The organism is Photobacterium sagamiensis, from assembly GCF_050337085.1.
GTDB lineage: Bacteria > Pseudomonadota > Gammaproteobacteria > Enterobacterales > Vibrionaceae > Photobacterium > Photobacterium sagamiensis.
The window spans coordinates 1-16,407 of record NZ_JAKJSP010000054.1; the positions used below are offsets into that span (position 1 = coordinate 1).

A 16,407-nucleotide genomic window follows, 5' to 3' on the forward strand; every position below is an offset into this window, starting at 1 on the left:
CCACTCTAGGAGTGACACAAAGTTCAGCGCCGATCTCTTTAGGCGTAAGCATACGAGCTAATAATAATATTCCTGCGGCTCGAGTGCGGATATCTCGGTGTATATGGTTCAACGACAGTTGCTGTAGGGTATGACGTTCAAACTCAGTTAGCTGTACAGTACATTGCATCGTGCGGTTCAATCGGCGTGTGTCAGGTGATAATAAAAGTGTAGCTTAATGAATTTGGTTTTCCTTAGGCACTTAGTGCATATTGATAAAGAGAAAGCACAAGCGTTAACAGATCAGGATGTCATTGATCGCTGGTGTACCCTTCATAACAAACCGGTACTGATCCAGCAGTTGCTGACTGTTGATACCAAAAGCGACGCCGAAATCAACGCCTGCAAAACCATCATCGACGAGTGGCGTTCTCGACTCGCCAACCTCAGCTGGTTTATGCGTGAGCTCAATTTAGATATCGCCACACAGGCGAATAAAGAAGATAAATGTACCGGTCATTTCTGGGAGGGCCGCTTTAAGTGCCAAGCATTGCTGGATGAACAAGCTCTGGCTGCCGCAATGGTCTATGTCGATTTAAACCCCATCCGTGCTGGCATTGCCAAAACACCAGAAAAGTCTGACTATACGTCGATAAAAGCAAGACTTCAGGCGCTGAAAGATGAGAAGCTAACCGCACCTTCACTTTGCCCTTTCATTGGCAATCCAACCAACTCCATCATCAAAGGGATCCCAATGCGATTGATGGATTACATAGAACTTGTTGACTGGACGGGGCGACAACTGCGCGAAAATAAAACCGGCTATATTGAATCCACCATACCGCCTATTCTTCATCGCTTAAGTATCGAACAGCAAGATTGGATAAAAGCCTGCACACAGCTTGAACGCCAACGTGCGTTGCTCATTGGCTCATCGCAATCTATTCAAATTGCAACGGTGAATTTCAACCGTTCTCGGGTTCAGGGTTACAGGCTCACCACGTAATTCGCTTTAGAAAATCAAAGATTCTACCCCTTCATTCTGCTTCAAGAAGGATACCCTCTGCCTCTAACAGCGAAACAGCCACTAAATAACATCATATTAAGACTATTAAGACTATTACAGGCTAGAAAAGCAACAGAGCTGCTCCAAGTGTATTTGGCTAACTTAATAATGTAAGTCTTTGTTAGCTCCTGTTAAATGTGCCTGTCCTATTTCTCATTCATTTTGGCTTGTATAGCAAGCAAGGCTGCTCCTCGTTCACCTCCTAACCATTTCAGAATACTCTCATAACGTTCACGTTTAGTTGGCAAGCAATGGCAGAACTGAGCTTAACTATTCCACTTAGATCCATGCTTGTAACGTAACTGTACATATACACATTATTGCAACAAAACAAAGACCCTAGTACTTTAGTGGTAATTCATACCAAGGAGAAGAAGTATGCCCTCACAACTGTACGCTAAGTGTCCTTGTTGCAAAAGAGTAGTCGACGGTGATCTTAACGCGATAGAAGAAATCTTCGGGTTCCGTAACATGCAGAATGGTAAAAAAATCCCCCAGTCATACTGCCGTTATTGCAGGGGAAAGAAATGTGAGGCTGGTAATCCAAAATGCTAGTAATCAAAAGGCGACTCCCGTCGCCTTTCCCTCCCTACGCCACCTCCAACGCCACTTCTTCTTCCCTAACCACCCTACTCTGCAACGCCAATACCGCCGCACCTCTTTGCCCTGTTAACCAGCAAACTAACTTGCTCAACACTGGCTGATAACGTTTAAATCGCGAATAGGTGATCGGCAGTGTTTGGCAGAACAGCGCAAAACGGGTTTCGGTGGTCCATAGTATTCGGCCGTCGTCACAGCATTGGCACTTGCGGCTGTGGCGTTGCTTATCAATTACTTCTCCAGAGCCATTACACTCGGGGCAAATCCGGCCTTGCTGTTGGGTTGCTTCCGTCATTGCCGTTATGCATAACGCTTCGAGAGCTTTTATAGGATAAACACCTCGCCAGTCGGCCATCGCTTTGTGAGCTTCAACCAATGTGGCTTTATAGAGTTGTTGTGCTGCTGACTTATCAGACAGACATTCCACAAATAACACCAAGAACCCAACTGGCGATTTATGCCAGGTAATCCCCACCACAGCCAACTGTTCATCTAAGCTGAGTAGCCCTTTGCCGCCTTGAGACGGTTCGTAGTTGATTCCCTTGATATTGAACTTAGCCAACAAACGTTCAATCTTCATGCTGCTTCCTCCACTTTCATTAACGCTGAGCCGCAGCCGCGTTTGAATGGAATTCGTTGTGTGATTTTGACTTTATGCGGTGTGAACAGAACAAACACCGAACCAAAGTTAACGCCTGTTTTCTTGGTAACACCGTCCGGCATATAGAAGTTATAACGACCGTCAGGGGTATAAACTGCTGTGGCTTTGTCTTCTACCAAATCTAGCCACCACCCCGTTAACGGCTCGTAAGGCAACAGCATCAATCCTGATTTGCCTGATTGGGCTTCACTGTAAGCCTTAGTGAGAAACTCACGCTTAAGATCAAACGGTGGATTGCAGTACCAGTCGTTCTCCCAATCACACGAAAGCCCATCAAAGCCAATGATTTTGTTGTTTGGGTTGAACTGAAAAGTCTCATGTCCATGTAAGCCATAGTTCGATAAACGACTACGAGAGAACCATTCCGGTGATATGTAAAATCGTTCACACTTAGCGGTTTCTGGCTCTGCGCATACATCTAACTGAAATGGCTTTCCATACAGGCTTACCGCATCGCAGAAGCATTGCCTCTGCGTACCCCAGCGGTTTTTATCATCTTGGTGAGAGGTGGTTTTAACTAAAATCGCCATGTAAGCACCTCTGAATTTTTCATACTCATTGCAATGTTATCCTTAGGCCGCTGACGCATTTGAGCGGTAGCTCGGCCAGTTAAACTCAACCCAGTGCGCTTGATTTGTTTTAAGCCGGTCTATAACTCGTTCGCCGAGTTGCTTAACAAGTTCGCTGTAGTTGAGGTTAGTTAAAATCCCTGTTGGTAAACCGTCGGCAGAACGATTATCAACGATGGTGTTAATGGTTAGCGCCTCGTTGTCGTTGCCGCGCTGTACCCCGATTTCATCGAAGATCAGCAAATCGACACTCGATAAACGTTCAATCAGCTCGCGTTTCGAGATTGGAGAGTTATCACGGTAGGTATCTCGCATACTGATCATCAGCTCGTTCACCGTCACCAGAACAACAGACTGCCCTTTCGCCGTGATTTCGTTGGCGATGGCCGAGGCTAAGTGGTTCTTACCAGTGCCTGTTGTACCCGCGAAAATGAAACTGCAAATATCGCCCTGGTTAAAACGGGTTAACCACGATTTCGCATTGATTAGCGCATCGTTCTGCTCGGCGCATGTCACCTGATAATTATCGAAGCTGCACTGCTTATGGGTTGCGCGTAACCCTGAGCGGCCTAGCAAAGTTTTCGCCATGTTCTCGCGTCGTTCTTCTCGGTTCTTGCGGTGAAACTCCTGCACTTGGCGTTTACCGTAAGCATCGATTTCTTCACGAGTCATCGGCTTGATGTGGCTTGGCATTGCACGTTCTAAGCGATCCATCACGTTCATGATCTAAATCCTTTTGGTGCTGAGTAATCTTGTCCGGCATACGAATTCACTCCGCCCTGTTGACGGCTTTCACGCTCGACAGCCCACTTGTTGGCGTTGCGCATTCCATTCCGCCAAGCTGCAATCCAATCGGCATACTTGCGTTGCTTCGATAACATCGCATCACGCCATTGAGCGGTTGCGGTATTAATTTCTAAAACGAAATCCGCTTGCTGTGAATACCAATGAGCCATTTCAGGTTGAATCGAAAAGTCTTCAGTTAAATAACTTGTCACTGATTTAGCTTTTCGCTTTTTAGGCTCAGTCTTCTTGGGGACTATAGGGGTATTAATACTATATGGTGGATCTATTGATGGTTTGGGGTCAGATTTCGGCCCACCTTCTGACGTTTTTCGGCCTAGGCCAGATTTCGGCTGGGGTGAATTCTGACCTAGGTCAGGTTCTGGATTTTGAAGCTTTTCAATGCTGATCCAATACACGTTTGTATCGTTAGTTAGCTCGCCTGAATCCGTCCTTTTCTTGCGTAATTCTTTCCTGATAAAGCCTTCATTACACAAGTTCGCCAGCTGCGCTTTTAACGTACTGCGAGAGATACCGCACTTCTTCGAGATACGCTCTAAACTCGGCCAGCAATACCCTTCGTCGTTAGAAAAATCAGCCAAGCAAAGCAAAGCATGATTAATTTCGTATTACAGCGAAATACTGGTGAATCCCACACCATAGACATAATTCTTACTGACATATGGCGCCCCTTATATGTGATGTTGTAATTCGATAAAGACTCATTGCAATGTCCTTTAATCAATTAGCCAGTGGTCAGCTAGCCTTTCTTAGCGATTTCACCTTCAATGTATGAAAGCAGCGGATTATGAGATTCCTTGCTTTCAACGAGTTCTTTCATTGCTGCACGTAACTGGTCTAAGGTTGCGTGCTTGCCTAACAGCAGAACGGATGTGACCGCCTCAGAAGTTTCTTTGTTCATCATTGCCAATAGCCGATCACGGTCTTCGGGATCACAATCGCCCCCTTTACCTGCAACAACAAACCCCAACGGATTGAGAAACAGATTAAGCATGTCAAGAGCACGAGCTTGAGGAAGAGTGAGCAACACTGCAGGCAGCAGATCCATCATGTTCGCTTTGGCCTCGGCTGAAATACGTTCGTTGTACCGCCAGAAGTTTTGTGAGTTATTGGCATCATCCGCGCCTGGAACTTTTAGCACCGGTTTCTTGGGTGAATCCGGTTCGTGATGCAAATTCAATTTGTAGTAATGGTGGTGAGATTGAAATCGAATGGGAAGAAAGAGATTCAGCTATCTATATGACAGCCAAGCACCCTGAGTTTGATTTCGATTCGCTAAAAATTAGTTTCTATAATCATGGCGAACAGAACTGCCAGTACCACATCGGTTATATCAACGAAGGTGAAAAACGAAAGTGGCAGCATTACCGGAGCAACCCACGCAATGGGATTAGCCGGTTACTTCTACAAGATGTATTGCCGCCAAACCAAAATCAGTGGCCTGCAAGATATTTACGGGGAAAGCATTTGTGTTAGTGAGTATTAAGGTGTGATCGGCATGAAAAGTCTCTGGCAAAAGAACGATGTATCTGTGAACCCATTGTCCAGATTTCGCCGAGTACAAAGGTTACGCATGAAGACTCATTGTAACTTTCAGGCTGTCTTTCACATGCCATATCACTACACGTACATTGTAAGTCGACAAGTCTGTCAGACACATAAGAGTCTGAACCATATTGAAACCGGATCTCAGTACAAATCATCTCGATCTCAACCAGCTTTGATTGGCGATATGAGGGATTAATATTTATAAATTCTTTAAACGCTTCATAGAGCTGTTGGAGTAGTAAGTGGGATGGCATTTTATACTCTCAGGCGATTATTTATACCAATACATACTATCGCAGGAGACGTCATATAAAACAACACACACACAGAAAAACCCCGATCAGGGACTGATTCTAAGGAGTGCTTATGAGCAATGAATTAACAGCTTTCTTTATCACCATCATGAACGATTTGGATGATCGAGAAAGAATGTATGAAAACTATCTGAATAGAAGACCCGAAAACGCTGAAAAAACGCGAGTTCAACTTGCCCTTGTAGAAAACATAAAAGGGCTGACTTTAAACCGTGCGAGGCAATTTGGGATTACCGTTTCAGACGGTCGTAAATATTTTGAACAATGCCATCAAATGGGAATTGTTGTGAATGATTATAAAAATCCTCACCACCAAGAGTTTGGAGTTCACCAGAAATAATATCGCCATATACAAAATCGCCGGTGAGACTGGTTTCAATTGTGGTCAACGTATTGTCCTGTTCAACCACAACATAAATACAGTCTATATGTAGAGCACGTTTAACGACAATGCCTTTCATTAACTGAAAACCCATATTCGATAATAGAAATTAATGTTAGCACAGCATAAAAAAATGAAGACAGTTTCATACAGAAAAACCCCGCTCAGGGACCAATCCGAACGGGGTTTAACATTGCAATGAGCCTTCATTACAAAGGCTTAGATGAGTATAGCTGACCACTATAGTTCTCACAAGCCTACAGGGTGATTGGTAACTTTCACCCTTTAGATAAAAGGAATGAACATGACGACTGATAAGCAAAAGGAACAAAGCAGAAAACGGCAACAAGCATTTCGCAATCGTCGTAACGCTATCGGAATTAAAAAGGTGTCATCTGTTATCAGTAACAACGAAGCCCAAAAGCTTAATGAAATTTGTAAGTTCTTCGCCCTACCAGACAAGCCACTGAGTGAAGACGAGGCAATTTCTTCGATGATTAACCGTTTTCACTCAATGATTCCAGCGTTACGCGTAACGGCGGGGAAATGTTCAAAGTGTAAAACCAATTTACCAATTGGATGCGATGGCCTGTTCAAAGGCGATGGCGATTGCTGGCACACACTGAACAGAATTCAACTTCACCAGATCAGCGAACCTGGGAACACAACCAAGTTAACTGATTTTATTCAAACCATAGAGCCAAATTTACCTGACCAGTAAATTTTCGATTTAGGAAAACATTGCAATGACATTTACCGGATACGCCCTAGCCTGCCTAATCTTCTGGATTGGATATTCAATTTATGAACAAACTGATGAAAAGGATGATCATGAAAAAGCTCAACGTTAATTGGTTAACCTGTGATATTTGCAACAGCAATAATATCGAGGTTAAAACAGAAAAAGGTAATGATGAATGGCTTTATGACGGCGATTCTGCCAAGTGCCTAGACTGTTGTACTACCGGAGCCATCGAAACAGACGGTGAATCCGCTTGGTTTGAAGTTGATGAGGAGGCGAAAAATGTTCAATTACACTAACTACCCAACGGCTGACATGTCTTACAAGGTTGAAACCTGTGTTAACGTGACACCGTCACAGTTAAATTCTGTAGAAGAATCAAAGGACTCAACACCGTCTGTATCGGACTTAACTGAACAGTCATCACCTTTACTGATCAGCCATAAAGAAGTGTTGGATATGTTTCAGATCACCAGCAAGGCCACCATCTACAAATGGCGCCAAAGCCGCGGCTTTCCCGACCCAGTTACGCTGATGCCGTTAAGGTGGTTACGCTCTGCTGTTGAGGAATGGAAGGTGAGAGTTGGTGGGTGTTCGAGGTAGAGAAAGGAAAGCGGTCATTTGGGTGGCCGCTTTTATATATACTTGTACGAGATTAACGCCGCATTCAGAGGTTTATCCGCTGCAATGCTTTGTTACATCAGTTCTCGCGTATTGATTCAAATACATCCAAAAAATCTCGAGACATTAGCTCTGGTAAATCATCATAAACTTTCATTATGATATCTCGCTTTAAGTCTCCTTCTCTTCTGAATCTCTGCAAAGGTCGGTACTTATCTTTTATACAGCCTTCGAGGTCATGCCCTTGAAACATCAAATACCATTTTGGAATCTGTACAGTTTTGCCGCATAGCAAATCACATACAACATCATCGTCTTGTGTGTTTTCAGGTTTAATAGATTCAATACTGACAATGAAGACATTAATTATATTTTGTAGTTGTTCTTCACTAAAATTCTTTGCATCAAAGAAACTGTCAGACTCAGAAAATCCGTAAAGTCGTTTATCAACATGTTTCTCTCTAATCATGTAGATTGGTAAAGCTAATGGATCAAGTATGTAGTTTTCAATGCTATATCTATTGCCTTCGCCTAAAACCTTTACTTTTTCAGTGCCGTTATTTTTCCCATCCCAATCTACGATTCCGAATATCTGTGAGTTTCCATAGTCTGATAGTTTTCCAACTATCTCTTTTACTTGAGCACAACCTGAACTGCCATCACTTCCTGCACATAAGAAATCTAATGTCCTTTCGCTCGGGTTAATTGAAGATAGCTTTCTATTTATTAGTTCATAGAAAATTTGATCGTATTTGCTTTCTACAAAAACTTGCCTCCTGTTTTCATAATTAATACTTAAGGCTGGTACGCCTGATGTAAGAATTGAGAGCGCTTCATCTTTGGTGGTTTTTCTTAATCGAGGCAAATCTATGCCCATCACATAAATCGACTCTTCAGGACTTAGTGCAACAGTTGAAGGTGAATGTGTAGTTAATATTACTTTCACCTTTTTTTCTGCAACGAAAACATTTTTTAAGACTTCAATAAAATGTTTCGTCATTGATGGATGCAATGGCGCATCAGGTTCATCCATCAGGAGTATCTGAGGAAAATCAACTTGTACGTTTAAGTTATATAAACTTAAAGCAAGGGAAACCAATACTTTCTCGCCAGATGACAGGTCACTAAAGTTAACCTCGGCGTTGCTCGTTCGGTTAATCAGTTTCAATGTGAAAGGAACATCTCTATGTGATCCATCTGGATCAGTAATTATGTAATTTACCCTAGATTCCTCTAAAACCCTATTCACTAGTTCCCAAGGCGGAGGACCGTACTTTTTAACGAATTCATCTCTCTCTAAATATGATCCCTCGTTGTACTTTTGAAATCGAAACTCATTAACAAGGGCTGGAGTAATACAATAAGTGCAACAGACTAAAATTTGATAAGTGAGTCAGCTGAGGGAAGAATTTTAGCTCTCACACATAAACTCAAGTCTGTTATGAATGAACACAACAAACAGTACCAACAGCTAACTCAAGAGCCACGATACCAGATTTCTGCCCTCCGTAAAACGGGGATGGCACTGAGAGAAATCGCCAAAGAGATCGGCGTACATTACAGCACTGTTAGTCGGGAGCTGAGGAGAAATTCGACCCAAACTGGATACGATCCTGTTGCCGCTCACAAGCTTAGTGATGTACGAAAACGAACGTCCCTAAAAGCCAACAAACGAAATGACCGCACAGATGACATAATCCGTAATTCTGTTATTTTAGAGTGGTCTCCAGAGACTATCAGTCAACGGATGGCGGTTGAATGTAAGGTCGGAGAGAAGCTTAGCCACACGACGATCTACAGGCGTATTGAAGAGAACAGGTTGCAAGGTGGGAACCTGTACCACCACCTACCGAGGTTTGGAAAAACTCGATGGAAAGGCGGAAAGCGCAGTAAAAAAGCGGGAGTTAGGTTAATCCCTGATCGAGTAGACATAGCAGAACGGCCTGATGTTGTAGATGCACGGGAGCGACTAGGTGACTGGGAAGGTGACACGGTGCATGGCCAAGGGGCACACCTTGTGACATTAGTTGATCGCACGAGCCGCTTTACGCTAGCAAAACGTGTTTTTAGCAAAACCAAAGATGAAGTCGCGGATGCGATGATCGCGATGCTCGAAAAAGTTCACTCCGTGCAGACCCTGACGTTAGATAATGGTGGTGAATTTGCTGGCCACGTTCGAGTATCAGAGGCAACGGGTGCTGACGTGTACTTTGCGAAGCCTTACGCAAGTTGGCAACGAGGAACCAATGAAAATACCAATGGTCGAATCAGGCGTTTCTGGCCCAAGAAATTCGATATGGCGACTCTTACAGATAAGGCGATTGAGGATAGGATCTTCATGCTGAACCTCACTCCTAGAAAAGTATTGGGAGGGCTAACACCCTTTGAAGCCTTTACTGACATGCGTGTTGCACTTATTGCTTGAATCCAGCGGTTATCTTCATATTTAGTATGATATCTTTTAAAAAGAACGGAAAAATTTTGCTGAAAAACATCATTAACAGTGAAGCCGTCATCTATTGGGTAATATTTATAAAAATCCTCATCATTAAGGCTGTCAATATCTTTATTGGCATCTTCAGCTATAAGATTTATCAGCTTTGCTTGCTTATGATTTTTAACAACCTGATGTAATTGAGTATTACCATTTTGCTGCTTTCTTTGCTTGTACTGATTGTATTGCTTAAGGATATTTTGTACTGATTGGCGTAATTGGTTAGGATCGACTGCACCACTGTTATTTGGAGCTAAGGTTGCGTGCGTAACATACTTCTTATTTGCTAGCTCACTTTCCCCTTCCAAAATTTTAACGCCTGCATTATTTTGGAGGATGGCTTCCAATAACTGACTTTTTCCGGAACCATTTAATCCCGTAATAACGGTAAAGTCAGGTAATTCACAGTCTTCTAAAGTGACAATAGATTTATAGCCAGATTGAAATTTCAAACTAATTGGCATTTGTACTCCTTTATAATCTAACGCCTTACTAAGCGGCGCACCCACTGAACTATCCAAGCCAATTTACACTTCAAGCCAAGAATGCCGAGTGTAACTGCGTCCGTTTGAGCAATTTGTTATGTGCTGGATGCAACTATACTTTCCATGTTTAGCTCCTTATTTAAAATACCTCCCCATTTTTTCCAGCTAAAAAATGAGCTTGGGTGACGAATAAATAAAACCTTAATTTCTTTATTCTTAAATTTAATATTCACGCTTTTAGGATAACTTCGACCAATACCCGCTTTAATTTTTTTGAATGTGTATGGGATATCTTTTGAATCAAAAGCTTCTTTAAATGATTTAAGCTTATTCTTTTCTAGTCCATATACAATACATTGTTCAACATTTAGTGACTGTGTTAATTCAATAAATGTCAGCCAACCCGCTAAGTAATCTTCGTATTTAGGCCTATGCTTTTTAGTTGGCATAGCACGAAGCACAAGGTTATGATAAGCAACATTAGTCCAAAGCAAATGAGCATCGGAGCGTTTTGTTTTTTTCTTTAGAAAAATAGCCCTCTCGATATTTCTTGCATAAGGCGATTTACCATTAAAATCAATAGCATTGTTTTTATGCACAATACGTAGATGGTTATTTTGATTAATCCTGTTTTTTACCTTCTCCCTAGTATCACTTTTTACAGCCCAGTTGTATGTACTTTCACCTAGAATAAGAGTTTTTATTTTTGATTTTGAATATTCTCTACCGATCCAAGGAAGCCAAGTGTAAAATTCATTTTCTTCAAACTTAGAATCAAATGATGTATCTATATATTCATTAAAGCTTTCCACGAATACTAATCTCCTTGAAGCACATAACATTTTATTATACGAATCTCTTTCGTATATCCTCACCAATCGAAAGATATACGAAAAGGAAATATGCGAATTTAGATCACATATATTCTTAAGCTCTCTCAGGCATGCTATCGCCCTCAAGTAACAACTCTAATCTTCCCATGCAGACTGCCTATAAAAACAATCATTTGTGCATAAATATGGCTACATATTGAACTGCAAATGAAACGTCACGAATATGTGCTTCGAAGGATAATCTGCTTTTACTGCTTAAACTCTATCGCATCAAACAACCGATCCGCATACAGCTCATACGCTTCAAGTTGATTGTCTAACCAATCATGCTTGTTGTAGACGGCCAGTACCCCACCCAGCTCGTGACCAAGCATCTTTTCTACCACATGCGGCATTACACCAAGTTCTGACACGCCTGTTGATAATGAACGCCTAAAATCGTGTGTTCGCCAGCTTTCTAATGGCAAGTTGTCGCGTATACGCCGGATGTAGCGATTGGCCCCTGAAATGGTAATAGGGCGATTTAACTCATGACCAGGAAACAATACATCGTCGTAAGTTTCCATTACCCGCTCTAAAATGGCTCTGGCTTTGGTTGGAATTGGACGGCGGATAGGCTTATTGGTCTTGCTGAGTTCTTTGGGTACCGTCCAGATGCCAGCATGCATGTCAAAATGTGATCGCCTTGCTAAGCGCAGTTCTGAAAGCCGGTTGCCCCACAGCATGGTTAACTGATGCAGGGTTTTGTTTGCGGTACTGGCTCGGCTGCGTTCAATGGCCTGCCATATTTGCGCCAGTTCAGACCAACTCGGCACACGGCTACCCGTTTCTGGTAACACGCCAACATGTTGCTTCTTGATTCGCTCAAGGTCAGTACGCTCGATAATAAACTTACTCTTACAGAAATTCAGGCAAGAACGAAGCTGGGTAAACAGTGAGTTAGCAGTTTTAGGTTTTGCTTCGCTTATTACATCAAGCCACTGCATCCACTCCCGGGCGGGAATGGTTTCGACGTTACGATCGGGGAAGGCACCTAGGAAGTAATTTTTGGCAAAGGAATGATAGAGCGCTTGCGTCCCTTTCTTCAGTTTTGGTGTGTAATGCTTTAACCAGTAGTTCACGCAATCATCTAAAGTGACGAAATCTTGCTCACCTGTATTCGCAATTTCGGGATTCCGTCCAGATTCTTTCAATTCCATCATGATTTTATGTTTCCGCCTTGCCTCTTTAAGGCTTGTTGCGGGATRCTTACCGATATTAACTCTGAGGTTTTTTCCGTTGAATCGGCAGCGGTACTGGAAGATGATTTTTGCGCTGGGTGATATGCGAGCCACCAGCCCTTCTCCATCATTAACTTCTGCAGGCCCATCATAGGTTTCCTGCTTTATAATTATCTTTAACTGCCGATCAATGATGCTCATAAACTAATCCTTTAATTTGGACGCAACTCAGAAATTTTTGGACGCACTTTTGGACACAAATGCAAATCCCAAACCGGAATGCGCGAGAATTTACCACTGTATAGACGCACAGTATAGCATTTGTAAGCCATTGTATGAAAGACACTTTCAACGATTCTAATGGTTTCAGGATATAACGATGAATAACGAAAATACCCCAACACTGTTTTGGTTGGACTACGAAACCTTTGGTGCTAAGCCAGCCACCGATCGCCCGTGCCAGTTTGCTGGTATTCGCACCGATATGGATCTCAACATCCTCGGTGAGCCTCTGGTTATTTACTGTCAGCCTCCCAGTGATTACCTGCCGTCACCGGAAGCCTGCTTGATTACCGGCATTACGCCACAGGAAGCCCAGCAAAAAGGGCTTTCTGAGCCCGAATTTATCGCCAGAATTCATGAAGAGTTATCGAAGCCCAATACCTGCGTGATTGGTTATAACAATGTCCGCTTCGATGATGAGGTAACGCGTTATACGCTCTATCGAAATTTCTTTGACCCATACGCATGGTGCTGGCAGAACGGTAACTCTCGTTGGGATTTACTCGACATTATGCGTACCTGTTATGCCTTAAGGCCTGAAGGCATTAACTGGCCTAACAATGAAGACGGTCTTCCGAGTTTTAAACTTGAGGCTCTTTCGGTGGCCAATGGTATTGAACATGCCAATGCGCACGATGCAATGGCCGATGTGTATGCGACGATTGAACTGGCAAAAATTTTAAAAACCAAGCAGCCAAAGTTATTTGACTACTTGTTCAGTTTGCGCCACAAACGTCAGCTGCAAGAGTTAATCGACATTGTTAATCTCACCCCGCTAGTACATGTTTCTGGCATGTTTGGGGTTGGCTGTGGCAATACCAGCTGGATTGTTCCGATGGCATGGCACCCTGATAATAAGAATGCCGTGATCACCGTGAACCTTGCGCAGGATCCGACACCATTAATTGAGCTGGATGCAGATACGTTAAGAGAACGGCTCTATACCAAGCGTAGCGAACTAAGCCCAGATGAGCTGCCTGTACCGGTTAAGCTGGTGCATATCAATAAATGTCCGGTTCTTGCTCCGGCTAAAACACTAAAGGCTGAAGATGCCGAACGTCTTGGTATTGATCGCGAGCAGTGCCTGAAGAATTTACAGCTGCTTAAAGAGCACCCTGAAGTTCGGGAAAAACTATTGGCCATATTCAGTGTCGATCGTGAGTTCGCTGCCAATGATAATGTGGATGCCATGTTATACGATGGTTTCTTCTCTCATGCAGATCGTTCTGCGATGGATATTATTCGTGAGACAGCACCAGAGTCACTGAGCAGCTTAGATTTGAAGGTTGATGATAAGCGTATCAAGCCTTTGCTATTTCGTTATCGTGCACGTAATTATCCGATGACGCTCGATTATGCAGAGCAGCAAAAATGGAAACATCACTGCCAGGATTTCTTTGAAGACAACCTGCCAACTTACATGGAAAACTTTGAATCGCTCGCGCTTATACATCAATCTAACGAAAAGAAGATGCAGATCCTCAAAGACTTGTATGACTATGTTAACAATCTAGTGTCTTAATCTGGATATTGGCAAAGCGATTGCTCGCCAATCATAATTCCATTATGACAATGATAAGTAACAGATAATCTAACTGAATGTGTGAAGCCCGTTAGCCCATATCGCTAACGGGCTTTTTTTTAAGGCAATATTCCATAAACGAAATTTGAACTTCCCCGCAATGCCATCAACACTTATATCAGTCTGATCTGTTTTGAGACACTGGTGAATTTCACGCCTCGACGATAATTGAGGCCCTATTGCAACACGTTTTTATTGATGAGCATGCGCCGCGTTAGTTTCTGGTTATGTATGACTGTATAGCTGGTTAATGAAGCGATTCACCATCATGTAGCACGAAGTGACTATGCCATGACGACAAAAGCAATGACCCGTTGTTACCGATTCCAGCATGTCGATTTTGAGCCGGATTTACGTTTATTGGTCTGGCCGGATGAAACTGAGACACAGCTGACGGTTCATGAAACCCAGTTACTGGAGGTATTATGCTACTTCGCTGGTGAAGTGATCAACCTGCAAGCAATCTACGATAAAATGTTCATTCAGCCAGATTTGGATAATGATTTAAACCAGCCCCCGATTGACTTAAACACCATTCTTGTCTCGCTAAGTAGAAAACTTGATCAAAACGGTTCTATGGCGATTCCGATTCAGGTAATACCGAATTACGGATTTCGCGTTCCTTTACCAGAAAAAACGTGTCGTTTGGTACATACTGTTAAAGAAACCGCCCAGCCAGGATCTATTGCTCCCCCAGCAAAACCTGAGCTCTCCGCCACTGAAAATATTGTAAAGAACAGCCTTTTTCACAAAATCTCCGTATTACTGCTAGCGCTGGCTGGTGTGGCATTATTTCTGCTCTCTGAATTTATTTAAGTCACCACACTTCGTCATTCCGTAAAGTGAGGCACGAACTTATACGGAATCTAAGGATCACGCGGTGAGAGCTGGATCCCGGATATTTCGTTCCTCAATTCCGGGATGACGTATTTAGGAGCTTCAACTATTAATAATTTATGTGAAAGAGTACCAATCTATTCTCGCTGAACTCTGCATCTTGAACTGCCTGATTATATCCAGCGTACTAAATGTGGCTTAGATCACAATTATTTTGTATGATGAATCTGTTATTGACCGTATTTGAAGGGCTTATGGGTTATCTGCGTTCTTTCGTTATCATCTTTCTTTGTCTGATGCTGGGCAAAGGCGTTCAAGCATTTACCCACGTTGCCATTCCTGGCAGCATCATTGGGATGCTCATTCTTTTTGTCGTGCTATCGATGGGGCTTATTCCTTCACATTGGGCAAAAGACGGCTGTCACCTTCTCATTCGCCATATGGCTTTATTATTTGTGCCCGTTGGTGTTGGGCTCATGAATTATTTAGATCTGCTAACGGCGAATACCTGGCCGATCCTTCTTAGTACTATCGGAAGCAGCATGGTCGTTTTCCTTGTCATTGGTATTGCAGCACATCATAAGGAAAAAGAATGATCTGGCTTATTACTACATTGGTTGTTTTTTATCTGGCTCGGCTGTTTTCCAAACATTTTCAGCACCCTATTATTAATCCGCTTCTTATCTGTCTTGTTGTCATCATTCCATTATTGATGTGGCTGAATATTCCTTATGAGCGTTACTTCGAGCAAAACAAGTGGTTGAATTATTTATTAGAGCCTGCGGTTGTTGCCCTGGCCTTTCCCCTCTATGAGCAACTCTCTCAAATTCGCCAGAAATGGAAAGTGATCTTCACTGTCTGTTTAACTGGTAGCCTGTTATCAATGATCACGGGTGCCGGTATTGCTTTGTTCATGGGCGCAGATCCCCAGCTGACAGCCAGTATTTTGCCTAAATCAGTGACAACCCCTATTGCAATGGCCGTCGCAGAGCAAGTGGGAGGAGTTCCGGCTATTGCCGCTGTTATGGTGATTATCGCCGGATTATTTGGTGCGGTATTAGGTTATCCGCTATTTCGTTTATTTGGTATTAAAGCCCCCATTGCAAGAGGTTTAACCATGGGTACGGTATCGCATGCATTAGGTACGGCAAAAGCAGCCGAAGAAAACTATCAGGAAGGGGCTTTTAGTTCGTTAGCTTTAGTGATTTGCGGAATTTTGACATCGTTCCTGGCGCCAGTTGTTTACCCGCTGATCCTGGCATTATTTGGCTACTAGGGCCTGTTTATCTTTCAACATTGCTGCCATTGTTAATCATAAAGAGACACCGTTTAACGTGCTTGCAATCGCATACATTACTAAGTCATTGATAAGTAAGCAGCCGAATTGC

19 protein-coding genes are annotated in these 16,407 nt (G+C 42.9%); 11 read left to right on the plus strand and 8 right to left on the minus strand.

Annotation, left to right across the window (positions count from 1 at the left end; genetic code table 11):
• The first annotated feature begins 217 nt into the window (after positions 1-217).
• Positions 218-985 carry a Mobile element protein gene (locus L4D76_RS22395; RefSeq protein ID WP_428443087.1) on the plus strand — a complete coding sequence of 256 codons (768 nt, stop codon included), beginning with the start codon at positions 218-220 and terminating at the stop codon, positions 983-985.
• A gap of 649 nt (positions 986-1,634) precedes the next feature.
• Here L4D76_RS22395 and L4D76_RS22400 read toward each other — a convergent pair.
• The 5 genes from L4D76_RS22400 to L4D76_RS22420 all read right to left on the minus strand — a co-directional run bounded on the left by L4D76_RS22400 (position 1,635) and on the right by L4D76_RS22420 (position 4,820).
• Positions 1,635-2,225, minus strand: coding sequence for a hypothetical protein (locus tag L4D76_RS22400; RefSeq protein ID WP_428443088.1), 591 nt, complete (start codon positions 2,223-2,225; stop codon positions 1,635-1,637).
• Positions 2,222-2,836 (minus strand): DNA N-6-adenine-methyltransferase, encoded by a 615-nt coding sequence (locus L4D76_RS22405; RefSeq protein ID WP_428443089.1) that lies wholly within the window; start codon positions 2,834-2,836, stop codon positions 2,222-2,224. Before L4D76_RS22405 ends, L4D76_RS22400 begins: the two co-directional genes overlap by 4 nt.
• 42 nt (positions 2,837-2,878) lie before the next feature.
• Positions 2,879-3,598, minus strand: coding sequence for an ATP-binding protein (locus L4D76_RS22410; RefSeq protein ID WP_428443090.1), 720 nt, complete (start codon positions 3,596-3,598; stop codon positions 2,879-2,881).
• On the minus strand, positions 3,595-4,260 hold the full coding sequence (locus L4D76_RS22415) for a helix-turn-helix domain-containing protein (protein ID WP_428443091.1): 666 nt from the start codon (positions 4,258-4,260) through the stop codon (positions 3,595-3,597). The genes L4D76_RS22410 and L4D76_RS22415 overlap by 4 nt, the downstream gene beginning before the upstream one ends.
• Positions 4,261-4,418: 158 nt before the next feature.
• Positions 4,419-4,820 (minus strand): toxin YdaT family protein, encoded by a 402-nt coding sequence (locus tag L4D76_RS22420; protein ID WP_428443092.1) that lies wholly within the window; start codon positions 4,818-4,820, stop codon positions 4,419-4,421.
• Between the two features lie 11 nt (positions 4,821-4,831).
• On the opposite strand from L4D76_RS22420, the gene L4D76_RS22425 reads away from it, so the two are divergent.
• The 5 genes from L4D76_RS22425 to L4D76_RS22445 all read left to right on the plus strand — a co-directional run bounded on the left by L4D76_RS22425 (position 4,832) and on the right by L4D76_RS22445 (position 7,268).
• On the plus strand, positions 4,832-5,155 hold the full coding sequence (locus L4D76_RS22425; protein ID WP_428443093.1) for a hypothetical protein: 324 nt from the start codon (positions 4,832-4,834) through the stop codon (positions 5,153-5,155).
• Positions 5,156-5,593: 438 nt separating this feature from the next.
• Positions 5,594-5,881: a hypothetical protein gene (locus L4D76_RS22430; RefSeq protein ID WP_428443094.1), complete on the plus strand. Its 288-nt coding sequence runs from the start codon at positions 5,594-5,596 to the stop codon at positions 5,879-5,881.
• A 346-nt stretch (positions 5,882-6,227) separates the two neighbouring features.
• Positions 6,228-6,644, plus strand: coding sequence for a hypothetical protein (locus L4D76_RS22435; RefSeq protein ID WP_428443095.1), 417 nt, complete (start codon positions 6,228-6,230; stop codon positions 6,642-6,644).
• A 110-nt stretch (positions 6,645-6,754) separates the two neighbouring features.
• Positions 6,755-6,964 (plus strand): hypothetical protein, encoded by a 210-nt coding sequence (locus L4D76_RS22440; protein ID WP_428443096.1) that lies wholly within the window; start codon positions 6,755-6,757, stop codon positions 6,962-6,964.
• On the plus strand, positions 6,948-7,268 hold the full coding sequence (locus L4D76_RS22445; RefSeq protein ID WP_428443097.1) for a helix-turn-helix transcriptional regulator: 321 nt from the start codon (positions 6,948-6,950) through the stop codon (positions 7,266-7,268). The genes L4D76_RS22440 and L4D76_RS22445 overlap by 17 nt, the downstream gene beginning before the upstream one ends.
• 97 nt (positions 7,269-7,365) lie before the next feature.
• On the opposite strand, the gene L4D76_RS22450 is transcribed toward L4D76_RS22445, so the two are convergent.
• Complete coding sequence (locus L4D76_RS22450; protein WP_428443098.1) at positions 7,366-8,535, minus strand: ATP-dependent nuclease; 1,170 nt, start codon at positions 8,533-8,535, stop codon at positions 7,366-7,368.
• 192 nt (positions 8,536-8,727) lie between these two features.
• On the opposite strand from L4D76_RS22450, the gene L4D76_RS22455 reads away from it, so the two are divergent.
• Complete coding sequence (locus L4D76_RS22455; RefSeq protein WP_428443099.1) at positions 8,728-9,711, plus strand: IS30 family transposase; 984 nt, start codon at positions 8,728-8,730, stop codon at positions 9,709-9,711.
• Positions 9,712-10,360: 649 nt separating this feature from the next.
• Here L4D76_RS22455 and L4D76_RS22460 read toward each other — a convergent pair.
• Together L4D76_RS22460 and L4D76_RS22465 are read right to left on the minus strand one after the other, a co-directional pair.
• Entirely contained in the window at positions 10,361-11,077 is a 717-nt protein-coding gene (locus L4D76_RS22460; protein WP_428443100.1) for a hypothetical protein, read from the minus strand.
• Between the two features lie 269 nt (positions 11,078-11,346).
• Positions 11,347-12,519: a tyrosine-type recombinase/integrase gene (locus tag L4D76_RS22465; protein ID WP_428443101.1), complete on the minus strand. Its 1,173-nt coding sequence runs from the start codon at positions 12,517-12,519 to the stop codon at positions 11,347-11,349.
• Between the two features lie 178 nt (positions 12,520-12,697).
• Between L4D76_RS22465 and sbcB the strand changes: the two genes are divergently transcribed.
• The 4 genes from sbcB (at position 12,698) to L4D76_RS22485 (ending at position 16,295) form a co-directional block, all read left to right on the plus strand.
• Complete coding sequence (sbcB, locus tag L4D76_RS22470; protein ID WP_428443102.1) at positions 12,698-14,122, plus strand: exodeoxyribonuclease I; 1,425 nt, start codon at positions 12,698-12,700, stop codon at positions 14,120-14,122.
• Positions 14,123-14,473: 351 nt separating this feature from the next.
• Entirely contained in the window at positions 14,474-14,998 is a 525-nt protein-coding gene (locus tag L4D76_RS22475; RefSeq protein WP_428443103.1) for a hypothetical protein, read from the plus strand.
• 239 nt (positions 14,999-15,237) lie between these two features.
• Positions 15,238-15,615 carry a CidA/LrgA family protein gene (locus L4D76_RS22480; protein WP_428443104.1) on the plus strand — a complete coding sequence of 126 codons (378 nt, stop codon included), beginning with the start codon at positions 15,238-15,240 and terminating at the stop codon, positions 15,613-15,615.
• Complete coding sequence (locus L4D76_RS22485) at positions 15,612-16,295, plus strand: CidB/LrgB family autolysis modulator (RefSeq protein WP_428443105.1); 684 nt, start codon at positions 15,612-15,614, stop codon at positions 16,293-16,295. Before L4D76_RS22480 ends, L4D76_RS22485 begins: the two co-directional genes overlap by 4 nt.
• The last annotated feature ends 112 nt before the right edge of the window (positions 16,296-16,407 follow it).

Bases quoted from the DNA above. Each gene is read 5' to 3' on its own strand.
- L4D76_RS22485 (WP_428443105.1), top strand. From the start codon at position 15,612: ATGATCTGGCTTATTACTACATTGGTTGTTTTTTATCTGGCTCGGCTG.
- L4D76_RS22430 (WP_428443094.1), top strand. From the start codon at position 5,594: ATGAGCAATGAATTAACAGCTTTCTTTATCACCATCATGAACGATTTG.
- L4D76_RS22455 (WP_428443099.1), top strand. From the start codon at position 8,728: ATGAATGAACACAACAAACAGTACCAACAGCTAACTCAAGAGCCACGA.
- L4D76_RS22480 (WP_428443104.1), top strand. From the start codon at position 15,238: ATGATGAATCTGTTATTGACCGTATTTGAAGGGCTTATGGGTTATCTG.
- L4D76_RS22400 (WP_428443088.1), bottom strand. From the start codon at position 2,225: ATGAAGATTGAACGTTTGTTGGCTAAGTTCAATATCAAGGGAATCAAC.
- L4D76_RS22445 (WP_428443097.1), top strand. From the start codon at position 6,948: ATGTTCAATTACACTAACTACCCAACGGCTGACATGTCTTACAAGGTT.
- L4D76_RS22475 (WP_428443103.1), top strand. From the start codon at position 14,474: ATGACGACAAAAGCAATGACCCGTTGTTACCGATTCCAGCATGTCGAT.
- L4D76_RS22410 (WP_428443090.1), bottom strand. From the start codon at position 3,598: ATGAACGTGATGGATCGCTTAGAACGTGCAATGCCAAGCCACATCAAG.
- L4D76_RS22395 (WP_428443087.1), top strand. From the start codon at position 218: ATGAATTTGGTTTTCCTTAGGCACTTAGTGCATATTGATAAAGAGAAA.
- L4D76_RS22440 (WP_428443096.1), top strand. From the start codon at position 6,755: ATGAAAAAGCTCAACGTTAATTGGTTAACCTGTGATATTTGCAACAGC.
- L4D76_RS22405 (WP_428443089.1), bottom strand. From the start codon at position 2,836: ATGGCGATTTTAGTTAAAACCACCTCTCACCAAGATGATAAAAACCGC.
- sbcB (WP_428443102.1), top strand. From the start codon at position 12,698: ATGAATAACGAAAATACCCCAACACTGTTTTGGTTGGACTACGAAACC.
- L4D76_RS22435 (WP_428443095.1), top strand. From the start codon at position 6,228: ATGACGACTGATAAGCAAAAGGAACAAAGCAGAAAACGGCAACAAGCA.